13 protein-coding genes and 2 pseudogenes are annotated in these 17,444 nt (G+C 69.0%); 14 read left to right on the top strand and 1 reads right to left on the bottom strand.

All coding sequences use genetic code 11. The features are described from left to right. The first annotated feature begins 30 nt into the window (after window positions 1-30). The 13 genes and pseudogenes from BHE75_RS00870 to BHE75_RS25340 all read left to right on the top strand — a co-directional run bounded on the left by BHE75_RS00870 (window position 31) and on the right by BHE75_RS25340 (window position 16,359). On the top strand, window positions 31-2,025 hold the full coding sequence (locus BHE75_RS00870) for a polysaccharide biosynthesis/export family protein (RefSeq protein WP_070931741.1): 1,995 nt from the start codon (window positions 31-33) through the stop codon (window positions 2,023-2,025). After that, window positions 2,022-3,158 carry a capsule biosynthesis protein gene (locus BHE75_RS00875; protein ID WP_070931743.1) on the top strand — a complete coding sequence of 379 codons (1,137 nt, stop codon included), beginning with the start codon at window positions 2,022-2,024 and terminating at the stop codon, window positions 3,156-3,158. The genes BHE75_RS00870 and BHE75_RS00875 overlap by 4 nt, the downstream gene beginning before the upstream one ends. After that, window positions 3,155-4,177: a glycosyltransferase family 2 protein gene (locus BHE75_RS00880; protein WP_070931745.1), complete on the top strand. Its 1,023-nt coding sequence runs from the start codon at window positions 3,155-3,157 to the stop codon at window positions 4,175-4,177. Before BHE75_RS00875 ends, BHE75_RS00880 begins: the two co-directional genes overlap by 4 nt. Next, a complete protein-coding gene (locus tag BHE75_RS00885) occupies window positions 4,174-5,517 on the top strand; it encodes a glycosyltransferase 87 family protein (protein WP_070931747.1) in 1,344 nt (447 codons plus the stop codon). Before BHE75_RS00880 ends, BHE75_RS00885 begins: the two co-directional genes overlap by 4 nt. Then, on the top strand, window positions 5,514-6,437 hold the full coding sequence (locus BHE75_RS24790; RefSeq protein WP_254684323.1) for a hypothetical protein: 924 nt from the start codon (window positions 5,514-5,516) through the stop codon (window positions 6,435-6,437). The genes BHE75_RS00885 and BHE75_RS24790 overlap by 4 nt, the downstream gene beginning before the upstream one ends. Further along, window positions 6,434-7,495 (top strand): NAD-dependent epimerase/dehydratase family protein, encoded by a 1,062-nt coding sequence (locus BHE75_RS00895; RefSeq protein WP_070935334.1) that lies wholly within the window; start codon window positions 6,434-6,436, stop codon window positions 7,493-7,495. The genes BHE75_RS24790 and BHE75_RS00895 overlap by 4 nt, the downstream gene beginning before the upstream one ends. Next, a complete protein-coding gene (locus BHE75_RS00900; RefSeq protein ID WP_139181597.1) occupies window positions 7,492-9,312 on the top strand; it encodes a thiamine pyrophosphate-binding protein in 1,821 nt (606 codons plus the stop codon). Before BHE75_RS00895 ends, BHE75_RS00900 begins: the two co-directional genes overlap by 4 nt. A 5-nt stretch (window positions 9,313-9,317) precedes the next feature. After that, window positions 9,318-9,803, top strand: coding sequence for a GtrA family protein (locus BHE75_RS00905; protein ID WP_041865344.1), 486 nt, complete (start codon window positions 9,318-9,320; stop codon window positions 9,801-9,803). Next, entirely contained in the window at window positions 9,791-10,561 is a 771-nt protein-coding gene (rfbF, locus tag BHE75_RS00910) for a glucose-1-phosphate cytidylyltransferase (protein WP_041864885.1), read from the top strand. Before BHE75_RS00905 ends, rfbF begins: the two co-directional genes overlap by 13 nt. Next, a complete protein-coding gene (gene rfbG / locus BHE75_RS00915) occupies window positions 10,552-11,682 on the top strand; it encodes a CDP-glucose 4,6-dehydratase (RefSeq protein WP_070931751.1) in 1,131 nt (376 codons plus the stop codon). The genes rfbF and rfbG overlap by 10 nt, the downstream gene beginning before the upstream one ends. After that, window positions 11,679-13,349 carry an ArnT family glycosyltransferase gene (locus BHE75_RS00920; RefSeq protein WP_070931753.1) on the top strand — a complete coding sequence of 557 codons (1,671 nt, stop codon included), beginning with the start codon at window positions 11,679-11,681 and terminating at the stop codon, window positions 13,347-13,349. Before rfbG ends, BHE75_RS00920 begins: the two co-directional genes overlap by 4 nt. Before the next feature lie 60 nt (window positions 13,350-13,409). Further along, complete coding sequence (locus BHE75_RS00925) at window positions 13,410-14,774, top strand: DUF4139 domain-containing protein (RefSeq protein ID WP_070935336.1); 1,365 nt, start codon at window positions 13,410-13,412, stop codon at window positions 14,772-14,774. Then, a pseudogene (locus tag BHE75_RS25340) lies at window positions 14,771-16,359 on the top strand (DUF4139 domain-containing protein). Before BHE75_RS00925 ends, BHE75_RS25340 begins: the two are co-directional and overlap by 4 nt. Before the next feature lie 138 nt (window positions 16,360-16,497). Here BHE75_RS25340 and BHE75_RS00935 read toward each other — a convergent pair. Next, window positions 16,498-17,070 (bottom strand): fructosamine kinase family protein, encoded by a 573-nt coding sequence (locus BHE75_RS00935; RefSeq protein WP_254684326.1) that lies wholly within the window; start codon window positions 17,068-17,070, stop codon window positions 16,498-16,500. Between the two features lie 31 nt (window positions 17,071-17,101). Between BHE75_RS00935 and BHE75_RS00940 the strand changes: the two are divergent. Next, window positions 17,102-17,444 (top strand): annotated as a pseudogene (locus tag BHE75_RS00940) (transposase); the annotation flags it as partial.

The following is a 17,444-nucleotide window of genomic DNA, read 5'->3' on the forward strand; positions in this document are numbered from 1 at the left end:
CAAGAGATCGATGGACCTGTGACACCCGAGATGACGCTTCCGTTTCCCGGCCGGCGCGCCGGCATCGCGCGCCATGCGCTGCGCTGCTCGGCGGCGCTGATGCTGTGCCTGCCGGCGATCGCCCAGGCGCAGTTCCTGCCGCCCGCCGCCGCCGATGCGGGGGCCGCTTCATCGCCTTTCGGCGGCCCGGCCGCCGCCTCCGGCGCGCGCGGCGTGAGCGCGGCGGCGGCGGCATCGCAGGTGGGAATCGGCGCGGACGACGGCGCGGCGGCCTTCCAGCCCGTGCAGATCGAGGGCAGGCGCCCGGCGGGCGATGCCGACGGCAACGGATCAGCCGGCAAGGCCGCGCGGGACGAAGCATCGGCGGAGGCACTCCGCGATCGTTCGCTGGCGGCGGCGGGGCGGCCGGCGCTCAGCGAGTTCGAACGCTACGTCTCCTCGGTGGTGGACAAGCCGCTCCGCCGCTTCGGCGCCGATCTGCTGGTGCCCGCCGCGCGCGATTTCACCGCGCCGCCCACCACCACGGTGCCGCCCGATTACCGCCTGAACCCCGGCGACGAGCTGGTGATCGGCCTCGCTGGATCGGTGCAGGCGGATGAATTGCGCCTGGTCGTCGATCCCGAAGGCCGCGTGTTCCTGCCGCGCGCCGGCGCGGTGGACCTGGCCGGCGTGCGCTACGGCGACGTGCAGGCGTTGCTGTCGCGCCAGCTTTCCCGCTTCTACCGCGATTTCCAGATCAGCGTGGCGATCGGCCGGCTGCACGGCATCACCGTCTATGTCACCGGCTTCGCGGCGACGCCCGGCTCCTACACGGTCAGCAGCCTTTCGACGCTGGTGAACGCGGTGCTGGCGGCGGGCGGCCCGTCTGCCGGTGGCAGTTTCCGTTCCATCCAGCTTCGTCGCGGCGGCCGGCTGGTTTCCGATTTCGACCTCTATGATCTGCTGCTGAGGGGCGACAAGAGCGGCGATGCCGTGCTCCAGAATGGCGACGTCATCTATATCGCGCCGGTGGGCGCGCAGGTGGCCGTGGTCGGCAGCGTCAACCATGAGGCGATCTTCGAGGCGGGTCCGAAGGATTCGCTCGCCGACGTGCTGCTCTATTCGGGCGGGGCCAACACGGTCGCGGACAATGGCCGGCTGATGGTGCTCAATCCGCTGGCGCCCGAAACCGGCGGCTGGGAGGAATTGACCCCCGCCCAGGCGCAGGCGCGCATCGCCAGGCGCGGGGAGATCGTGCGCGTGCTCTCCGGCGTCGGCATCGCCCGCCCGCTCGACCAGCAGCCGGTGCTGGTGACGGTGAGCGGCGAGGTCGCCCGGCCCGGCCGCTATTATTTCCAGCCCGGCGTCAGCCTGGAGGACGTGATCGGCCGCGCCGGCGGAATGACGGGCAAGGCCTTCCCTTATGCCACCATCGTCACCCGCGAAAGCGTGCGCCAGCAGCAGCGGCAAAGCTTCAACCGCGCGCTCAAGGATCTGGAGCTGCAGCTCACCACCCAGCCCCTCATCTCGGCGAACCGGGCCGAGCAGTTGCAGCCGGCCTATCTGCAGGCGGTGCAGTCGGTCGTCGCCCAGTTCCGCTCGCGCGAGCCGGACGGGCGGCTGGTGCTCGATATCGGGCCGGACGCGCGGTCGCTGCCGGGCGAGCTGGTGCTGGAGAATAACGACACCATCTACGTGCCGCCGCAGCCGGTGACGGTGGGCGTGTTCGGCGCGGTGCCAAGCTCCGCCTCGTTCAAATATACGCCCAACCGCACCATCGGCGATTATCTGAAGAATGCCGGCGGCGTCAGCAAGATGGGCGACAAGTCCGCCATCTTCGTGGTGCGCGCCAACGGCTCCGTCCTCGCCTCCGGGCGCGGCCTGTTCCAGGGCGGGCTTGCCAGTGCGCGGGCGCTGCCGGGCGATCTGATCTACGTGCCGGTTGCCGCCGGGCGCGGCGAATTCTGGGCGCGGCTGCGCGATATCACCAGCACGCTGTTCGGCGGTGTCGCCGCTGCGGCAACGGTGAAGGTGCTCGCCGAATGAGCGCGATCGATCAGGGGCGGGCGGCGGTCGTCCGGGCGGTGCATGACGGCCGGATGCGCCGCCGCGTCTATGCGGTGGCGGCGCTGCTGCTCGCCCTTCTCTGCCTGTGGCCCCAGCCGCATGTCGCGCGCGCCAAGATCCTGCCGCAGGACAATGGCGGCTCCGGCGTCAGCGCGATGCTGAACGCGCTGGGCGGGCAGATGTCCGGCTTCGCCAATCTGCTGGGCGGCGCGCGCACCCCGATCGACGTCTATCTTGTCGTCGGCCGCAGCGAGAATGTGATGGTCGACGTGATCGACCGGCTCAGGCTGGTCGGCCCGTCGGGCCGCTATGCGACGGTGGACAAGGCGCGGATCGCGCTCGCCCGCAAGGTGGACGTCCATTCGCTGCCGGGCGGAGTGATCGAGGTCGAGACGCGCACGCATGACGCCGCCGAGGCGAAGGCGCTGACCTTCGCTTATGTCTCCGCGATCAGCGACCGCATCGCCACGCTCGGCCGCGAACGGATCGTCGCCAAGCGCAAGGTGGTGGACGAACGCTTCGGCCAGGCGGTGCGCCGGCTTTCCAGGGCCGAGGCCGCGCTCAACGAATTCCGCCGCCGCAACCGGCTGGCCGAGCCCGAGGCGCAGTTCGGCTCCGCCCTCATGCTGCGCGCGGACCTGGAGGCGCGGCTGCAGGCGAAGCTGGTGCAGCTCCAGACGGTGCAGCGCTTCGCGGGCGCGGAGAATGTGCAGCTCAAGGCGCTCCAGTCCGAAATCGCGGCGCTCCGCGCCCAGATCGCGCGCAGCGCGCAGCCGGCCGAAGGGGCGGGCGGGCCGAACGTCGCCGGGCTGGCCGAGGTTTCGGCCGAATATCTGAACCTCTATCGCGACTATCGCTTCGCCCAGGCGCTCTACGAGGCCTATTCCCGCCTGTCGGAACAGGTGGCGGTGGACGAGCTGACGGCGGAAAGCGCCGCCGACGTCCAGCTCCTCGAACGGCCGCATCTCGATGCCGGGCGGCATTATAATATCCCGGCGGTGGCGCTGCTGGCGGCGCTGCTGCTGCTGGCCCTGTTCACCGAGGTCTATGCGCCGGCGACGGGGATCGCGCTGTTCCGCGGGACGCCCGCCGGCGGGGATGTGACGCCATGACGGCGGCGGTGGGGGCACCGCTCTGGCCCGGCCCGGAAAACGAGGCCGTGCCCGAGCTTTCGATCGTCATTCCCTGCTTCAACGAGGAGGAGAATGTCCGCGCGATCCACGCGGCGGTGAAGGCCGAGGCCGAACGCCATGCGCGATCGCACGAGATCATCTTCATCGACAACAAGTCGACCGATCATACCCGCGCGCTGCTGCGGCAGATCTGCGCCGAGGACGGCGCCACGCGGGCGATCTTCAACAACCGCAATTACGGCCAGATGCGATCGCCCACCCATGCGATCTACCAGGCGACCGGCCGCGCAGTGATCGGCATGTGCGCCGATTTCCAGGACCCGCCGGCCATGATCGGCGAGTTCATGCGCCTGTGGCGCGGCGGGGCCGAGGTGGTGCTGGGCCAGCGCCGGTCCGAACGCGCTTCCCCGCTCACCCGCTTCATCCGGGCGGCGGGCTACGGCTTTCTCGGCCGTTTCGCCGATTATCCAGTGATCCCCGGCGCCACCGGCTTCGGCCTGTTCAGCCGCGACGTGGTGGATGCGCTGGCGACCTGGAACGAGCCCGAGCCCTTCTTTCGCGGCATGGTGGTGGAAGGCGGCTTCCGCATCGCCATCGTCCCCTTCGACCGGCCCGAGCGCGCGGCGGGCGAGACCAAGAACAATTTGCGCGCCCTCGCCGACTTCGCGATTTCCGGCATCGCCGGATCGTCCAAGTCGCTGCTGCGCTGGCCGATCAAGGGATCGATCTATGCGGGCCTCGCGACGGCGCTGCTGCTCGGCGGCGCGCTGGCGGCGCATCTGGCGGACGGACCCGGCTGGGCGCTGCTGTTCCTCGCCGCGCAGGCGGGCATGTTCGCCGTGCTGCTGCTGTTCCTGGGGCTGATCGGCGAGCAGGTGCGGATGATATCGGAGCGCACGCGCAACGTGCCGCTGGTGATCGAGGAAGCGCGGCTGAACTTTCCCGCCGGGCGGCGCGCGCCGGTGGATCGCCGCCAGTTCGGGACGGAGGAGGCATGAGCGGCGGGCGGCGGGCCGGCCGCGCGGCGGGCCTCTTCGCCGAACGGGCGCTGATGCTGGCCGTGGCGGCGAGCTTCGGCTGGCTCCTCTGGTCGTTCCACCGGAACGGCTATCTGCCGCAGCCCTTCATCATCGACACCAACGACACCTTCATGGACTGGTTCAACACCGCATATTGGGCGAACAATCCGGGCGCCTATGATGTGTGGCGGACGGTCTATCCGCCCTTGTCCTTCCTGTTCCTGAAGCTGTTCAGCCTGCCCGGCTGCTATCTGGATTCGCCCTTCCAGGCGCGCGACTGCGACTGGTTCGGCAAGGCTGCGATCCTCGCATCCTACGCGCTGGGCGTCGCGCTCGCCTGGATCGCCTTCCGCCGCGCCGACCGGGCGACCGCGCCCATGCGGATCATCGCCTTCGCGATCGGCCTGCCGATGCTGTTCGCGCTGGAACGCGGCAACCTGATCCTGCCCTGCATGGCCTGCTTCGTCATCGCCCATGGCGATATTGTGCGGTCGAAGGCATGGCGCGGGCTGGCGGCGGCGCTGACGATCAACTTCAAGCCCTATCTGCTGCTGCCGGAGTTAGCGCTGGCCTTCAAGCGGCGCTGGCGTTCGCTGGAGCTGGCCGGGATCGCGACGCTGCTGGTCTATCTCCTGACCTATGCCTTCGTCGGCACGGGCAGCCCGATCGAGATCGTCGACAATATGCGCAACTGGGTCGTCACCTTCGTGGGCGGGCAGGTGTGGGAACAAATCTATTATTCGACCAGCTATGTGACGCTGCTGCCGATCCGCACCACGCCGATCCCGATCCTGGACCATATCCCATCGCGCACGGTGGAGACGATCCTGTGGGCCGTGCCGATCCTGATCCGCGCGAGCCAGGTGGCGGGGCTGCTCTGCCTCGCGGGCGCGTGGCTCCAGCCGCGCGCGCTTTCGACGCAGCGGATCGCGGCGCTGCTGATGGCCATGTCGCTCGTCAGCCAGTCGCCGGGCGGTTACACCCAGGCCTTCCTGATCTTCCTCGTCTTCCTCGAACCCTGGCGGCGGCCGGGGCCGATCGTGGCGATCGTCGCCGCCTATCTGCTTTCGATATCGGCCGACTGGATCCTTTCGCCCTTCCCCGAGATCGCATCGAAAAGCTGGCTGGGCGGCCGGCCGGTGACGGGCCTGTTCGGCCTTTCGGTCGGCCAGTTCGCGCGACCGGGGCTGATCCTGCTGATCCTGTGGGCGCTGGCGGCGGACAGCCTGTGGCTGATCGCCCGCGCGCATCGCGGCCATCGCCCGATGATCGCGATCGGGCCCCGGACATGGCCTGCCCGGCCGGCGGCGGCGCGATGACCGCTTTGGCCCGATCCCGTGGCGGCTGGCGCTTCGCCGACGATCTCGACGCCATGTTCGCGGCGCTGGCGCCGATCTGGCCGCGCCTGGCCGGCAAGCGCATCTTCATGACCGGGGGCACTGTCTCTTATACACATCTAGATGTGTATAAGAGACAGGAGTTAGCGCTGGCCTTCAAGCGGCGCTGGCGTTCGCTGGAGCTGGCCGGGATCGCGACGCTGCTGGTCTATCTCCTGACCTATGCCTTCGTCGGCACGGGCAGCCCGATCGAGATCGTCGACAATATGCGCAACTGGGTCGTCACCTTCGTGGGCGGGCAGGTGTGGGAACAAATCTATTATTCGACCAGCTATGTGACGCTGCTGCCGATCCGCACCACGCCGATCCCGATCCTGGACCATATCCCATCGCGCACGGTGGAGACGATCCTGTGGGCCGTGCCGATCCTGATCCGCGCGAGCCAGGTGGCGGGGCTGCTCTGCCTCGCGGGCGCGTGGCTCCAGCCGCGCGCGCTTTCGACGCAGCGGATCGCGGCGCTGCTGATGGCCATGTCGCTCGTCAGCCAGTCGCCGGGCGGTTACACCCAGGCCTTCCTGATCTTCCTCGTCTTCCTCGAACCCTGGCGGCGGCCGGGGCCGATCGTGGCGATCGTCGCCGCCTATCTGCTTTCGATATCGGCCGACTGGATCCTTTCGCCCTTCCCCGAGATCGCATCGAAAAGCTGGCTGGGCGGCCGGCCGGTGACGGGCCTGTTCGGCCTTTCGGTCGGCCAGTTCGCGCGACCGGGGCTGATCCTGCTGATCCTGTGGGCGCTGGCGGCGGACAGCCTGTGGCTGATCGCCCGCGCGCATCGCGGCCATCGCCCGATGATCGCGATCGGGCCCCGGACATGGCCTGCCCGGCCGGCGGCGGCGCGATGACCGCTTTGGCCCGATCCCGTGGCGGCTGGCGCTTCGCCGACGATCTCGACGCCATGTTCGCGGCGCTGGCGCCGATCTGGCCGCGCCTGGCCGGCAAGCGCATCTTCATGACCGGGGGCACCGGCTTCATCGGCCGCTGGATGCTGGAAGCGCTGCGCGATGCCGATCTGCGGCTGGGGCTGGGCGTGGGGGTGGTGCTGCTGAGCCGCGATCCGGCAGGCTTCGCCGCGCGCGTGCCGCACATCGCTGGCCATCCCGGCTTCCGCCTGATGGCCGGCGATGTCTGCGATTTCGCGGTGCCGGACGGGGGCTTCACCCACATCGTCCATGCCGCGACCGATGCGAGCGCCGCGCTGAACAGGCACGATCCGCGCCGCATGTTCGACACCATCGTCGAAGGCACCCGCCGCGCGCTGGACATGGCGCGGGACCGTGCGGTCGAACGCTTCCTGATGCTGAGTTCCGGCGCGGTCTATGGCGCGCAGCCGTGGGACATGACCCATGTCGAGGAAGGCTGGCGCGGCGGCCCCGACTGCCTCGATCCGATGTCGGCCTATGGCGAGGGCAAGCGCGCGGCGGAGATGCTCTGCGCCATCCATGCCCGCCAGTTCGGCCTCGACATGGTCAATGCCAGGATCTTCGCGCTGCTGGGGCCGCTGCTCTCGCTCGACATCCATTTCGCGGCGGGCAACTTCATCCGCGATGCCCTGCGCGGCGAAACCGTGGTGGTGGAGGGCGCGGGCACGGCGGTGCGATCCTATCTCTACGCCGCCGATCTCGCCATCTGGCTGTGGACCATGCTGATCCGCGGCGAAAGCGGCGCCACCTACAATGTCGGATCGGAGGAAGCGGTGTCGATCGCCGAGCTGGCGCACCGTGTCCACCGCATCCTTGGCGGGGCCGGGGTCGATATCCTCGGCCAGCCCGATCCCGGCTGGAATCCCGGCCGCTACGTGCCCTCGACCGCGCGCATCGCCCGCGACCTCGGCCTCCGCGCGACCGTCGACCTCGATGAAGCGATCCGCCGCACGGCGATCTGGAACGGATGGCAGCAATGACGACCATGAAATTATCGGACTGGGTGGCCGGCGAGCTTGTCCGCCACGGCATCGGGCATGTCTTCATGCTCACCGGCGGCGGGGCGATGCACCTCAACCATTCGCTGGGCACCCATGCCGGCCTGCAATGCACCTTCACCCATCATGAGCAGGCGCTGGCGATGGCGGCGGAGGCCTATTATCGCCTCACCAACCGGCTGGCGGTGGTGAACGTGACGTCGGGGCCGGGCGGCACCAACGCCATCACCGGCGTCTATGGCGCCTTCGTCGATTCGGTCGGCATGCTGGTGATTTCCGGCCAGGTGAAGACCGAGACGACGGTGCGTTCCACCGGCCTGCCGCTGCGCCAATATGGCGATCAGGAGCTGGACATCGAGGAAATCGTCCGCCCCATCACCAAATATGCGACGATGGTCACCGATCCCCGGTCGATCCGCTACCATCTGGAAAAGGCGATCTACCTCGCCACCAGCGGCCGGCCGGGGCCGTGCTGGCTGGATATCCCGCTGGACGTGCAGGCGGCGCGGATCGACCCGGACGATCTGCTGCCCGGCTTCGACCCCGCCGAGCTGGACGAGCCGTGGAAGCGGACCGACCTCGACGCGGCGGCGGCCGCGATCCTCGAAAGATTGCAGGCGGCCGAGCGGCCGGTGGTGTTCGCCGGCGGTGGCGTGCGGCTGAGCGGCGCGCACGGCGATTTCATCCGCCTGATCGAGAAGCTGGGCGTGCCGGTGGTGACGGGCTGGAACGCGCATGACGTGCTGTGGAACGATCACCCGCTTTATGCCGGGCGGCCCGGCACCGTGGGCGACCGCGCCGGCAACATGGTGACGCAGAGCGCGGATTTCCTGCTGGTGCTGGGCAGCCGGCTGAACATCCGGCAGGTGAGCTACAATTGGAAGACCTTCGCGCGCGCCGCCTACAAGGTGTGGGTGGATATCGATCCGGTCGAGCTGCGCAAGCCGACGGTGACGCCCGACATGCCGGTGGTGGCGGACCTTGCCGATCTGATCCCGGCGATGCTGGCCGCGCCTTATGCCGGGCCGACGGACGCGCACCGCCTGTGGCTGGGCTGGGCGCGCAATCGGGGGCCGCGCTTCCCCACCGTGCTGCCCGAATATCGCGATAATGCGCTCGTCCATCCCTATGTCGCGATGGACGAGCTGTTCGCGGCGCTGGACGAGGACGACATCGTCGTCACCGGCAATGGCAGCGCCTGCGTCGTCAGCTTCCAGGTGGCGGCGCTGAAGCGCGGCCAGCGGCTGTGGACCAATTCCGGCTGCGCGACGATGGGATATGACCTGCCGGCCGCGATCGGCGTGTGCGCCGCCACCGGCAGCCGGCAGCGGGTGATCTGCCTGGCAGGCGACGGCAGCATCATGATGAACCTGCAGGAGATGCAGACGATCGCGGGTTACGGCCTGCCGGTGAAGGTCTTCCTGCTCAACAACAGCGGCTATGTCTCGATCTTCCAGACGCACCGCAACTTCTTCAATGGCGTCGAGGTGGGCGGCGGACCCAAGAGCAACGTCACCTTCCCCGATTTCGGCAAGGTCGCCCACGCCTTCGGCTTCGCCTATTTCCGCGCGGCGAGCCATGACGATCTGGCCGCGACGATCGCGGACGCGCTGGCGGCGGACGGCCCGGTGCTGTGCGAGATCATGCTGGACGAGCATGTGTCCTTCGCCCCCAAGCTGGGCGCGAAGCAGCATCCCGACGGGCGGATCACCTCGCCGGCGCTCGAGGATCTTTCCCCCTTCCTCCCGCGCGAGGTGCTGCGGGAGAATATGCTGATCGACCTGATCGAGGAAGCGTGAGCGCCGTGACCGATCGATCGCCGTCGCGGGCGGCATCCAGGATCGCGGCCATCGGCAGGCGCGGCGGCCGGCCGCTGCGCTTCCTGGTGGCGGGCGCGGTCAACACGCTGCTGGGGCTGGCTTTCTACCCCATGCTGCTGTGGGCGAGCCCGTGGTTCCGCGTGCATTATCTGGCGGCGCTCGGGCTGGCGCAGATCACCTGCCTGCTGTTCGCCTTCGCCACCCACAAGTTCGGCGTGTTCCGCACGCGCGGACCGGGCATCGTGCGCGAGCTTGCGGCCTTCGCCTCCTTCTACGCCATCAGCTACGCGGCCAACTGGGCGATGCTGCCGCTGCTGGTCGAGCTGGCCGGCATCCGCCCGGCGGCGGCGCAGACCGGCTTCACCCTGGCGGTGATCGCCGGATCCTATTTCTGGCACAGCCGGATCACCTTCCGGCCGGCCGACAATCCCGAACAACCAAGGTCGCAGGAGATACGATGCGAACCGTGATACTGGCGGGCGGCCTGGGCAGCCGCCTGGGCGAGGAAACCGCCGTGCGCCCGAAGCCGATGGTGGAGATCGGCGGCATGCCGATCCTGTGGCACATCATGAAGATCTATTCGGCCGCGGGCCTCAACGATTTCGTGATCTGCCTCGGCTACAAGGGCTATCTGATCAAGGAATTCTTCGCCAACTACTTCCTCCACACGGCGGACGTGACGATCGACCTCAACCGCAACGACCTGGAAATCCACCAGGCGCGCAGCGAGCCGTGGCGGATCACGCTGGTCGAAACCGGCGCCACGGCGATGACGGGCGGGCGGCTGAAGGCGATCAAGCCCTATCTCGAACCGGGCGAGCCCTTCTGCTTCACCTATGGCGACGGCGTCGCCAGCATCGACGTGGCCGATCTGGTGCGCTTCCACCGCGCCCATGGCCGGCGGGCGACGATCACCTCGGTCGCCCCGCCGGGCCGGTTCGGCGCGCTGGAGTTCGAGGGCGATCGCGTCACCAGCTTCCGCGAGAAGCCGGCCGGCGACGGCGGGCAGATCAACGGCGGCTTCTTCGTCGCCGATCCTTCGGTGCTGGATCTGATCGACGGGCCGGATACGACCTGGGAGGCCGAGCCGCTGGAACGGCTGGCCAATGCGGGCGAGCTTGTCGCCTATCGCCATGACGGCTTCTGGCAGCCGATGGATACGCTGCGCGACAAGCAATATCTGGAATCGCTGTGGCAGAGCGGCGAGGCGCCGTGGAAATGCTGGTGAGCGAGGGAAATCCGGGCGCCGGCAATCCCTGGGCCGGCCGGCGCGTGCTGGTGACGGGGCATAGCGGCTTCAAGGGGAGCTGGCTGGCCCTGTGGCTGCACGCGCTGGGCGCGGAGGTGACGGGCTTCGCCCTGCCCGCGCCCACCGATCCCAGCCTGTTCGCAGCCGCCCGGCTGACCGGGCTGATCCGCCATGTGGAAGGCGACGTGCGCGATCCGGCGGCGGTGCGCCGGGTGGTGGCGGAGGCGCGGCCGGAGATGATCTTCCACCTCGCCGCGCAGCCGCTGGTCCGCCTGTCCTATCGCGAGCCGGTGGAAACATATGCCACCAACGTGATGGGCACGGTGCATGTGCTGGAAGCGGCGCGGCAGGCCGAAGGGGTGGCGGGGATCGTCTGCGTCACCAGCGACAAATGCTATGAGAATCGCGAATGGGTGTGGCCCTATCGCGAGAGCGACCCGATGGGCGGGCACGATCCCTACAGCAGCAGCAAGGGCTGCGCGGAGCTGGTGGTTTCGGCCTATCGCAATTCCTTCTTCTCCGAAGGCGGGCCGGCGGTGGCATCGGTGCGCGCCGGCAACGTGATCGGCGGCGGGGACTGGGCGGAGGACCGGCTGGTCCCCGATCTGGTCCGCGCCTTCCGGCAGGGGGCGGCGCCGGTGATCCGATCGCCCGAAGCGGTCCGGCCCTGGCAGCATGTTCTGGAGGCGCTGGGCGGATATCTGATGATCGCCGAACGGCTGCTGGCGGGCGAGGCGCGCTTTGCCGATGCCTGGAATTTCGGCCCGGCCGATGACGATGCCCGGCCGGTATCCTGGATCGTCGATCGGATGAAGGCCGCCTGGGGCGACGGCGCGTCCGCCGCCATGCCCTTTTCCGGCGCCCGCCCGCACGAGGCGGGGCTGCTGCGGCTCGATTGCTCCAAGGCGCGCGCGGCGCTCGGCTGGCGGCCGGCGCTGGCGCTGGAGGACGCGATCGACTGGATCGTCGAATGGCATCGCGCGGTCGACGACGGGCATGATCCCCGCGCCGTGACGCTGGCGCAGATCGCCGAATATCGCAGGCGGGCGGGCCATGGTTCCGCGGCAGGCGCGCCGGCCGCCGGAACCATGGCGGCATGAGGATCGGGCGCGCCCGCTTTTCCCCGGCCGGCATCCTCCTTTTCCTGATCCTGCTGCTGGCGCTGGCGCTCAGGCTCCACGGCCTGGGCTTCGGCCTGCCCGCGCTCTACGATCCGGACGAGCCGCTGTTCGTGGTGAGCGCGCTCAAGCTGCTCCGCGATCAGACGCTCAACCCCGGCTGGTTCGGCCATCCCGGCACCACCACCATCTATGCGCTGGCGATCATCGACATGCTGGTGTTCGCGGCCGGCAGCCTGACCGGGCGGCTGGCCGATACCCATGCCTTCGCGACCGCCATCTACACCGATCCCTCGATCGTGGTGCTGCCGGGCCGGCTGTTCATCGCGCTGTGCGGGGTGGGCTGCGTCTGGCTCACCTTCCTGATCGGGCGGCGGCTGTTCGGCGATCGCGCCGGCCTGCTGGCGGCGCTGCTGCTGGCGGTCGATCCGCTGCATGTCCAATGGTCGCAGGTGATCCGCACCGATATCCAGGCGACCTTGTTCATGCTGGCCTGCGTGCTCGCCTCGATCGAGGTCGCCCGGCACGGGCGGCTCGGCGATTATCTGTGGGCGGGCCTCTGGGTGGGGCTGGGCACGGCGACCAAATGGCCGGCCGCGACGATCATCGCCTGCCTCGTCGGCGCGGCGCTGCTGCGCATGCGATCCGATCCCGCGAACGCGCGGCAGGCGGCGGGGCGCCTCGCCATCGGCCTTGCGGCCTCGCTGGCGGCGCTGCTGATCGTCTCGCCCTATATCCTGATCGATCACCAGACGGTGCTGGCCAATCTGGGGCGCGAGGCGCGGCCCCAGCATCTGGGTGCCACCGGCGGCGGGTTGCTCTTCAACCTCGGCTGGTATGTGGTGGGGCCGATGCGCGAGGCGATCGGCATCGTCGGGCTAGCGCTGGCCGCGATCGGCATCGGCGTGGCGGCGCGGCGGCCGGTGGCGCTCGCCACCATCATCCCCGCCTTCCTCGTCTTCCTGCTGGCGATCAGCGGGGAATCGCTGATCTGGGCACGCTGGATCCTGCCGCTGCTGCCCTTCCTCTCCCTGTTCGCGGCGGTGGCGATCGTCGCCGTTGCGGATCGGCTTGCGCCGGGGCTGGGGCGGCGCGGCGCCGTCGCCGTGCAGCTGCTGCAGGCGGCGGCGCTGGCCCTGCCGATGCTGGCGGCGGCGCGCGCCGAGGCGGCGGAGCGGATCAACGACACCCGCACGCAGGCCGCCGCCTGGGCGCGCGCGCATATCCCGCGCAGCGACCGCATCGTGCTGGAACATCTCGCCTTCGACATGCTGGGCGATGGGTGGAGCTTCCTCTTCCCCGGCGGCGATGTCGGCTGCATCGACGGCAACAAGGTGCTGGCCGGCCAGGTCCGCTATGCGGATGTCGAACGCTGGCGCAACGGCCGCTCGATCCTCGATCTCGGCACGATCGATCCGGCCCGGATCGCCGCCTGCTGGGGCGATTATGCGATCATCTCCCACCTCGATCGCTACCAGCGCGAGCCCGATCGCTACCGCGCGGAGCTGGCCACCTACCGGCGCTTCCTCGACGGCGGCACGACGGTGGCGATGTTCCGCCCCGCCCCGGGGCGGAGCGGCGGGCCGGAGGTGCGGATCGTCCGGCTCGGGCCTTTGGCCGGTCCGGTGGGGGACGCGCCGAAGCGGTGACGCTTCCCATCTACTGCTTATCCGGGCAGTATCCGGCGCAATTCTTTGGGGGGAATGCCGATGCGTTGCTTGCCGGTGGTGATGCCGTTGCTGTTCGTCGCCGTGCCGGCGCCGGCGCAGACCGCCCAGGGAGACGTGGCCGTCACCATTTACAACAACGACATCGCGCTGGTGCAGGATGCCCGCACGCTGACGGTGCCGGCCGGCCGCAGCCGCCAGGAATTCCCCGATGTCTCCGCCCAGATCCGGCCGGAAACCGCGAGCCTTTCGGGAGCCGGCATCGCCATCGTCGAGCAGAATTTCGATTATGACCTGCTTTCGCCCGACAAGCTGATGGAAAAGGCGGTGGGGCAGACGATCACCATCGTCCGCACCAACCCGGCGACGGGCGCGGAAACCCGCGAGCAGGCGCGGGTGCTCGCGGCCAATGGCGGCATCGTGCTCCAGATCGGCGAGCGGATCGAGGTGCTGCGCGACGATGGCCTGCCGGTGCGCGTGGTGTTCGACAAGGTGCCCGATAATCTGCGCGCGCGGCCGACCTTGTCGGTGACGATCGACGCGGCGAAGGCGGGGCCGGTGGCGACGCGGCTCTCCTACCTCACCCCCGGCATGGGCTGGACCAGCGACTATGTGATGCTGTTCGACGAGAAGACCGGCGCGGCGGACATGCAGGGCTGGGTGACGCTGACCAACAATAGCGGAACCACTTACGCCAATGCCCGGACGCTGCTGGTCGCCGGCAATGTCGGCGGCGGGCGCAACCGCCTGGGCGCGCTCACCTCCACCCTGGAGGCGGCGGGCACCGAAAGCGGCCAGCGCGAGCGGCTGGGGGATTATTATCTCTATCCGCTGGCCGAACGGACGACGATCGCCCAGGCGCAGCAGAAGCAGGTGAGCTTCCTCGACGTGAAGGGCGCGCCGGCGCGCAAGGCCTATGAGTTCGTGAACGGCTGGCTCAGCGGCAATGATACGCCGCGCAGCGCCGCGACCGCGATCAAATTCTCCACCTCCCGCCAGGGCGGCCTTGGCGATCAGCTGCCCGCCGGCACGATCCGCGTCTATATGCGCGATCAGCGCGGCGATCCCCAGTTCATCGGCGAAAGCCGGATCGATCATACGCCGATGGGATCATCCCTTTCGATCCGCACCGGCGAGGCCTTCGACGTGAAGGTGAAGACCGTGGTCGAGGAGCGCACCCGCCTTTCCAGCCGGCGCTGGCAGACGAGGATGCGCTACATCCTTTCCAATGCCCGGCCCGAGCCGGTGACGGTGGACGTGGCGCAGAACGGCCTGTGGGGCGATGCGCGGGTCACGGCGCAGAGCCTGGAGGGCAACCGGGTTTCGGCCGACCGGATCGAATGGAAGGTGCCCGTCCCCGCCAACGGGACGACCGAGCTGATCGCGACCTTCGATACGCGGTATTGACAGCCGTGCGCCTCGCCGCGCTGCTCGCCTTGCTGCTGGCCGGCTGGCCCGTCACGCTGCCGGCGGCGACCGTCACGTCGCGCGAGGTGGCGGATATATCCGTTACCCTCTATCGCGCGCCCGATCGCGGCAGCGGAGCGATGGATCGCCGCTGGCCGGGCGGCTACGCCCTGATCAGCGAGACGCGGACGATCGCCATCCCCGCCGGCGAAAGCGTGATCCGCTTCGAAGGGGTGGCGGAAGGATTGCTGCCGGAAACCGCCATCGTCACCGGCCTGCCCAGGGGCGTGCGCGAGAAGAATCGCGATGCAAGGCTGATTAGCCCGGCCGGTCTGGTCGATGCCTATCTGAAGCGCCGGGTGACGTTGAGGCGAACGAGCCGCGAAACCGGCAGGGTGACGGAGCAGCAGGCGATCATCCAGGCCTGCCCCGATGGCGGCGTGATCGTCCAGACGGCGGAAGGCTATGAGGCGCTTGGCTGTTCGGGCCTTCCCGAACGGATGCTCTATTCCGGTGTGCCGGCCGATCTCGCCCCCCCCGCCCGACGCTTTCGGTGGTGGCGACCAGCGACCGGCCGGTGACGGCGACGGTGCAGCTCACCTATCTGGCGCAGGGTTTCGACTGGTCGGCCAATTATGTGGCGCGGATGAACCCCGATGACGATGGCAGGATGGGCCTTTTCGCCTGGCTGACGATCGCCAACGGCGGCGCCCAGAGCTTCCGCGACGCGCGGCTGCAGGTGGTGGCCGGCCGGCCGAACAAGGAAGAAGCCGCGTCTCAGCCTGTGCCGTCCCGCGCCGTGCTGAAGCTGCGATGCTGGCCGATGGATATCACCAGCACCCATCCCCGCTCCGTCTTCACCCGCCTGCCCTGGCCCGAGGGGGAGGGCGAGGAAATGATGTTCGAGAATGCCGACAACATCGTCGTGACGGCACGGCGCCGCGAACGGCGCATCTTGAACGAGCCGATGGCGGTTCCGGTGGCGCCCGCGCCCGCCGCCATGATGGCCGAGCAGGAGGAACTGGGCGATCTCAAGCTCTATCGGGTGCCGGAACGGGTGACGGTCGCCGCCCAGGCGCAGAAGCAGGTGGCGATGATCGACCGGCCGGATGCGGCTTTCGATCGCGTCTATTCGGCCGGTGCGGATAGCGGATCGGGCGATTACCGGCCGATGCCCTTCCTGCTCCGGGGCAGGAACAGCAAGGCCAAGGGCCTGGGCCTGCCGCTGCCGGCGGGCGGCGTCGCGATCTTCGAGGAGGTGGCGGGCGAGCCGATGCTGGTCGGCGAGACCGATCTCGCCGATCTGGCCGTGGACGAGCAGGTCGAGCTGCCTATCGGCGAAAGTCCGGATGTCCAGTGGCGGCTCACCAAGGTCCGCGAGACACGGCGGCGGCAGGATTGGCTGGCGGAATTCACCAATGCCCGCGCCGTGCCCGTGCAGGCCGAGATCATCGTGCCCTTCGACCTTGTCGACCGCCCGCCCGGCACCGAACGCCGGCGCGGCGGCTGGGCGCTGCCGGTAACGATCGCGGCGAACGGCACGGCTTCGCTCCATTATTCGATCCGGCTGGACCGCGGGCGCTGAGCGCCGGCGGCTTGGGAGCGCCTTTTCCCGATTTGGGCCCGGCGGGAGAGGGAAGATCGTAAGGCGAGATAGAAGGGCGCATCTCTTCGATCGCCCAACGGCTTGCCACGGGACAGGTTTGGAAGTTCGCCGGCCGGGTCAGCAGCCGAGCAGGTCGAGCGCGTGCGCTACGGCAGGGGCATAGCCTTCGCCGAAAAGCCGCAGGTGAACCAGCAAAGGCCAGAGCCGGTAGACGGGCTGCCGCTCTTGCCAGCCGGGCGCCAGGTCGAGCGCGTCGAAGAAGGCCGGCGGCGGATGGTCGAACAGCGTCAGCATGGCGACATCGACCTCGCGGTCGCCATGATAGCAGGCAGGGTCGATCAGGCCGGTGATCCGGCCTGCCGACACGAGTATGTTCCCACCCCAGAGATCGCCGTGGAGCAGCGCTGGCGGCGGATCGTGTGGGAGATATTCGCCGAGCCGGTCGGCCAGGGTATCGAGACGGTGCGAGAGGTCTGCGGCAATATAGGGGATATGACATCGGATCCGGTTGTCGGCCCAGAAAGCGGGCCAGTCGGATCGCGCATCATTTGCGATAGCCAGGGGCCCGAAGGCATGATCTTCGCGCCAGCCATAAGCCTGATCGGTCGCGACGTGCAGGCGTTGGAGAACGGTTGCGAGATCGGCCCAGGCGGGTCCGGCAAGACGGCCGTCATTTTCGAGCCGATCCATGACGATCAGATCGGATTGGATCGCGACGATTGTCGGGCGGCCACGCAAGTGGCCGATGCGGCGGATCGTCGAGGCGATGCTGTATCTGCTGCGCGGCGGCCTGCCCTGGCGGATGCTGCCGCCGTGCTTTCCTCCGGTCTCGACCGTGCGGCACTGGTTCTACCTGTGGCGCGACAACGGTCTGTGGCNGAGCATCNACCACGCCCTGCTGCTGGCGGCGCGCGAGGCGCGCGGCCGTGAGGCCTCGCCCAGCGCCGGCGTGATCGACAGCCAGAGCGTGAAGACCACCGAAAGCGGCGGCCCGCGCGGCTACGACGCCGGCAAGAAGATCAAGGGACGCAAGCGGCACATCCTGACCGACACCGAGGGCAACC

This window comes from Edaphosphingomonas haloaromaticamans, from assembly GCF_001853345.1.
In the GTDB taxonomy this organism is placed as follows: Bacteria; Pseudomonadota; Alphaproteobacteria; order Sphingomonadales; family Sphingomonadaceae; genus Sphingomonas_E; species Sphingomonas_E fennica.

What these genes read in the sequence shown, in the direction of transcription:
- BHE75_RS00870 (WP_070931741.1), top strand. Translation starts at nt 31, where the DNA reads ATGACGCTTCCGTTTCCCGGCCGGCGCGCCGGCATCGCGCGCCATGCG.
- BHE75_RS00875 (WP_070931743.1), top strand. Translation starts at nt 2,022, where the DNA reads ATGAGCGCGATCGATCAGGGGCGGGCGGCGGTCGTCCGGGCGGTGCAT.
- BHE75_RS00880 (WP_070931745.1), top strand. Translation starts at nt 3,155, where the DNA reads ATGACGGCGGCGGTGGGGGCACCGCTCTGGCCCGGCCCGGAAAACGAG.
- BHE75_RS00885 (WP_070931747.1), top strand. Translation starts at nt 4,174, where the DNA reads ATGAGCGGCGGGCGGCGGGCCGGCCGCGCGGCGGGCCTCTTCGCCGAA.
- BHE75_RS24790 (WP_254684323.1), top strand. Translation starts at nt 5,514, where the DNA reads ATGACCGCTTTGGCCCGATCCCGTGGCGGCTGGCGCTTCGCCGACGAT.
- BHE75_RS00895 (WP_070935334.1), top strand. Translation starts at nt 6,434, where the DNA reads ATGACCGCTTTGGCCCGATCCCGTGGCGGCTGGCGCTTCGCCGACGAT.
- BHE75_RS00900 (WP_139181597.1), top strand. Translation starts at nt 7,492, where the DNA reads ATGACGACCATGAAATTATCGGACTGGGTGGCCGGCGAGCTTGTCCGC.
- rfbF (WP_041864885.1), top strand. Translation starts at nt 9,791, where the DNA reads ATGCGAACCGTGATACTGGCGGGCGGCCTGGGCAGCCGCCTGGGCGAG.
- rfbG (WP_070931751.1), top strand. Translation starts at nt 10,552, where the DNA reads ATGCTGGTGAGCGAGGGAAATCCGGGCGCCGGCAATCCCTGGGCCGGC.
- BHE75_RS00920 (WP_070931753.1), top strand. Translation starts at nt 11,679, where the DNA reads ATGAGGATCGGGCGCGCCCGCTTTTCCCCGGCCGGCATCCTCCTTTTC.
- BHE75_RS00925 (WP_070935336.1), top strand. Translation starts at nt 13,410, where the DNA reads ATGCGTTGCTTGCCGGTGGTGATGCCGTTGCTGTTCGTCGCCGTGCCG.
- BHE75_RS00935 (WP_254684326.1), bottom strand. Translation starts at nt 17,070, where the DNA reads ATGGATCGGCTCGAAAATGACGGCCGTCTTGCCGGACCCGCCTGGGCC.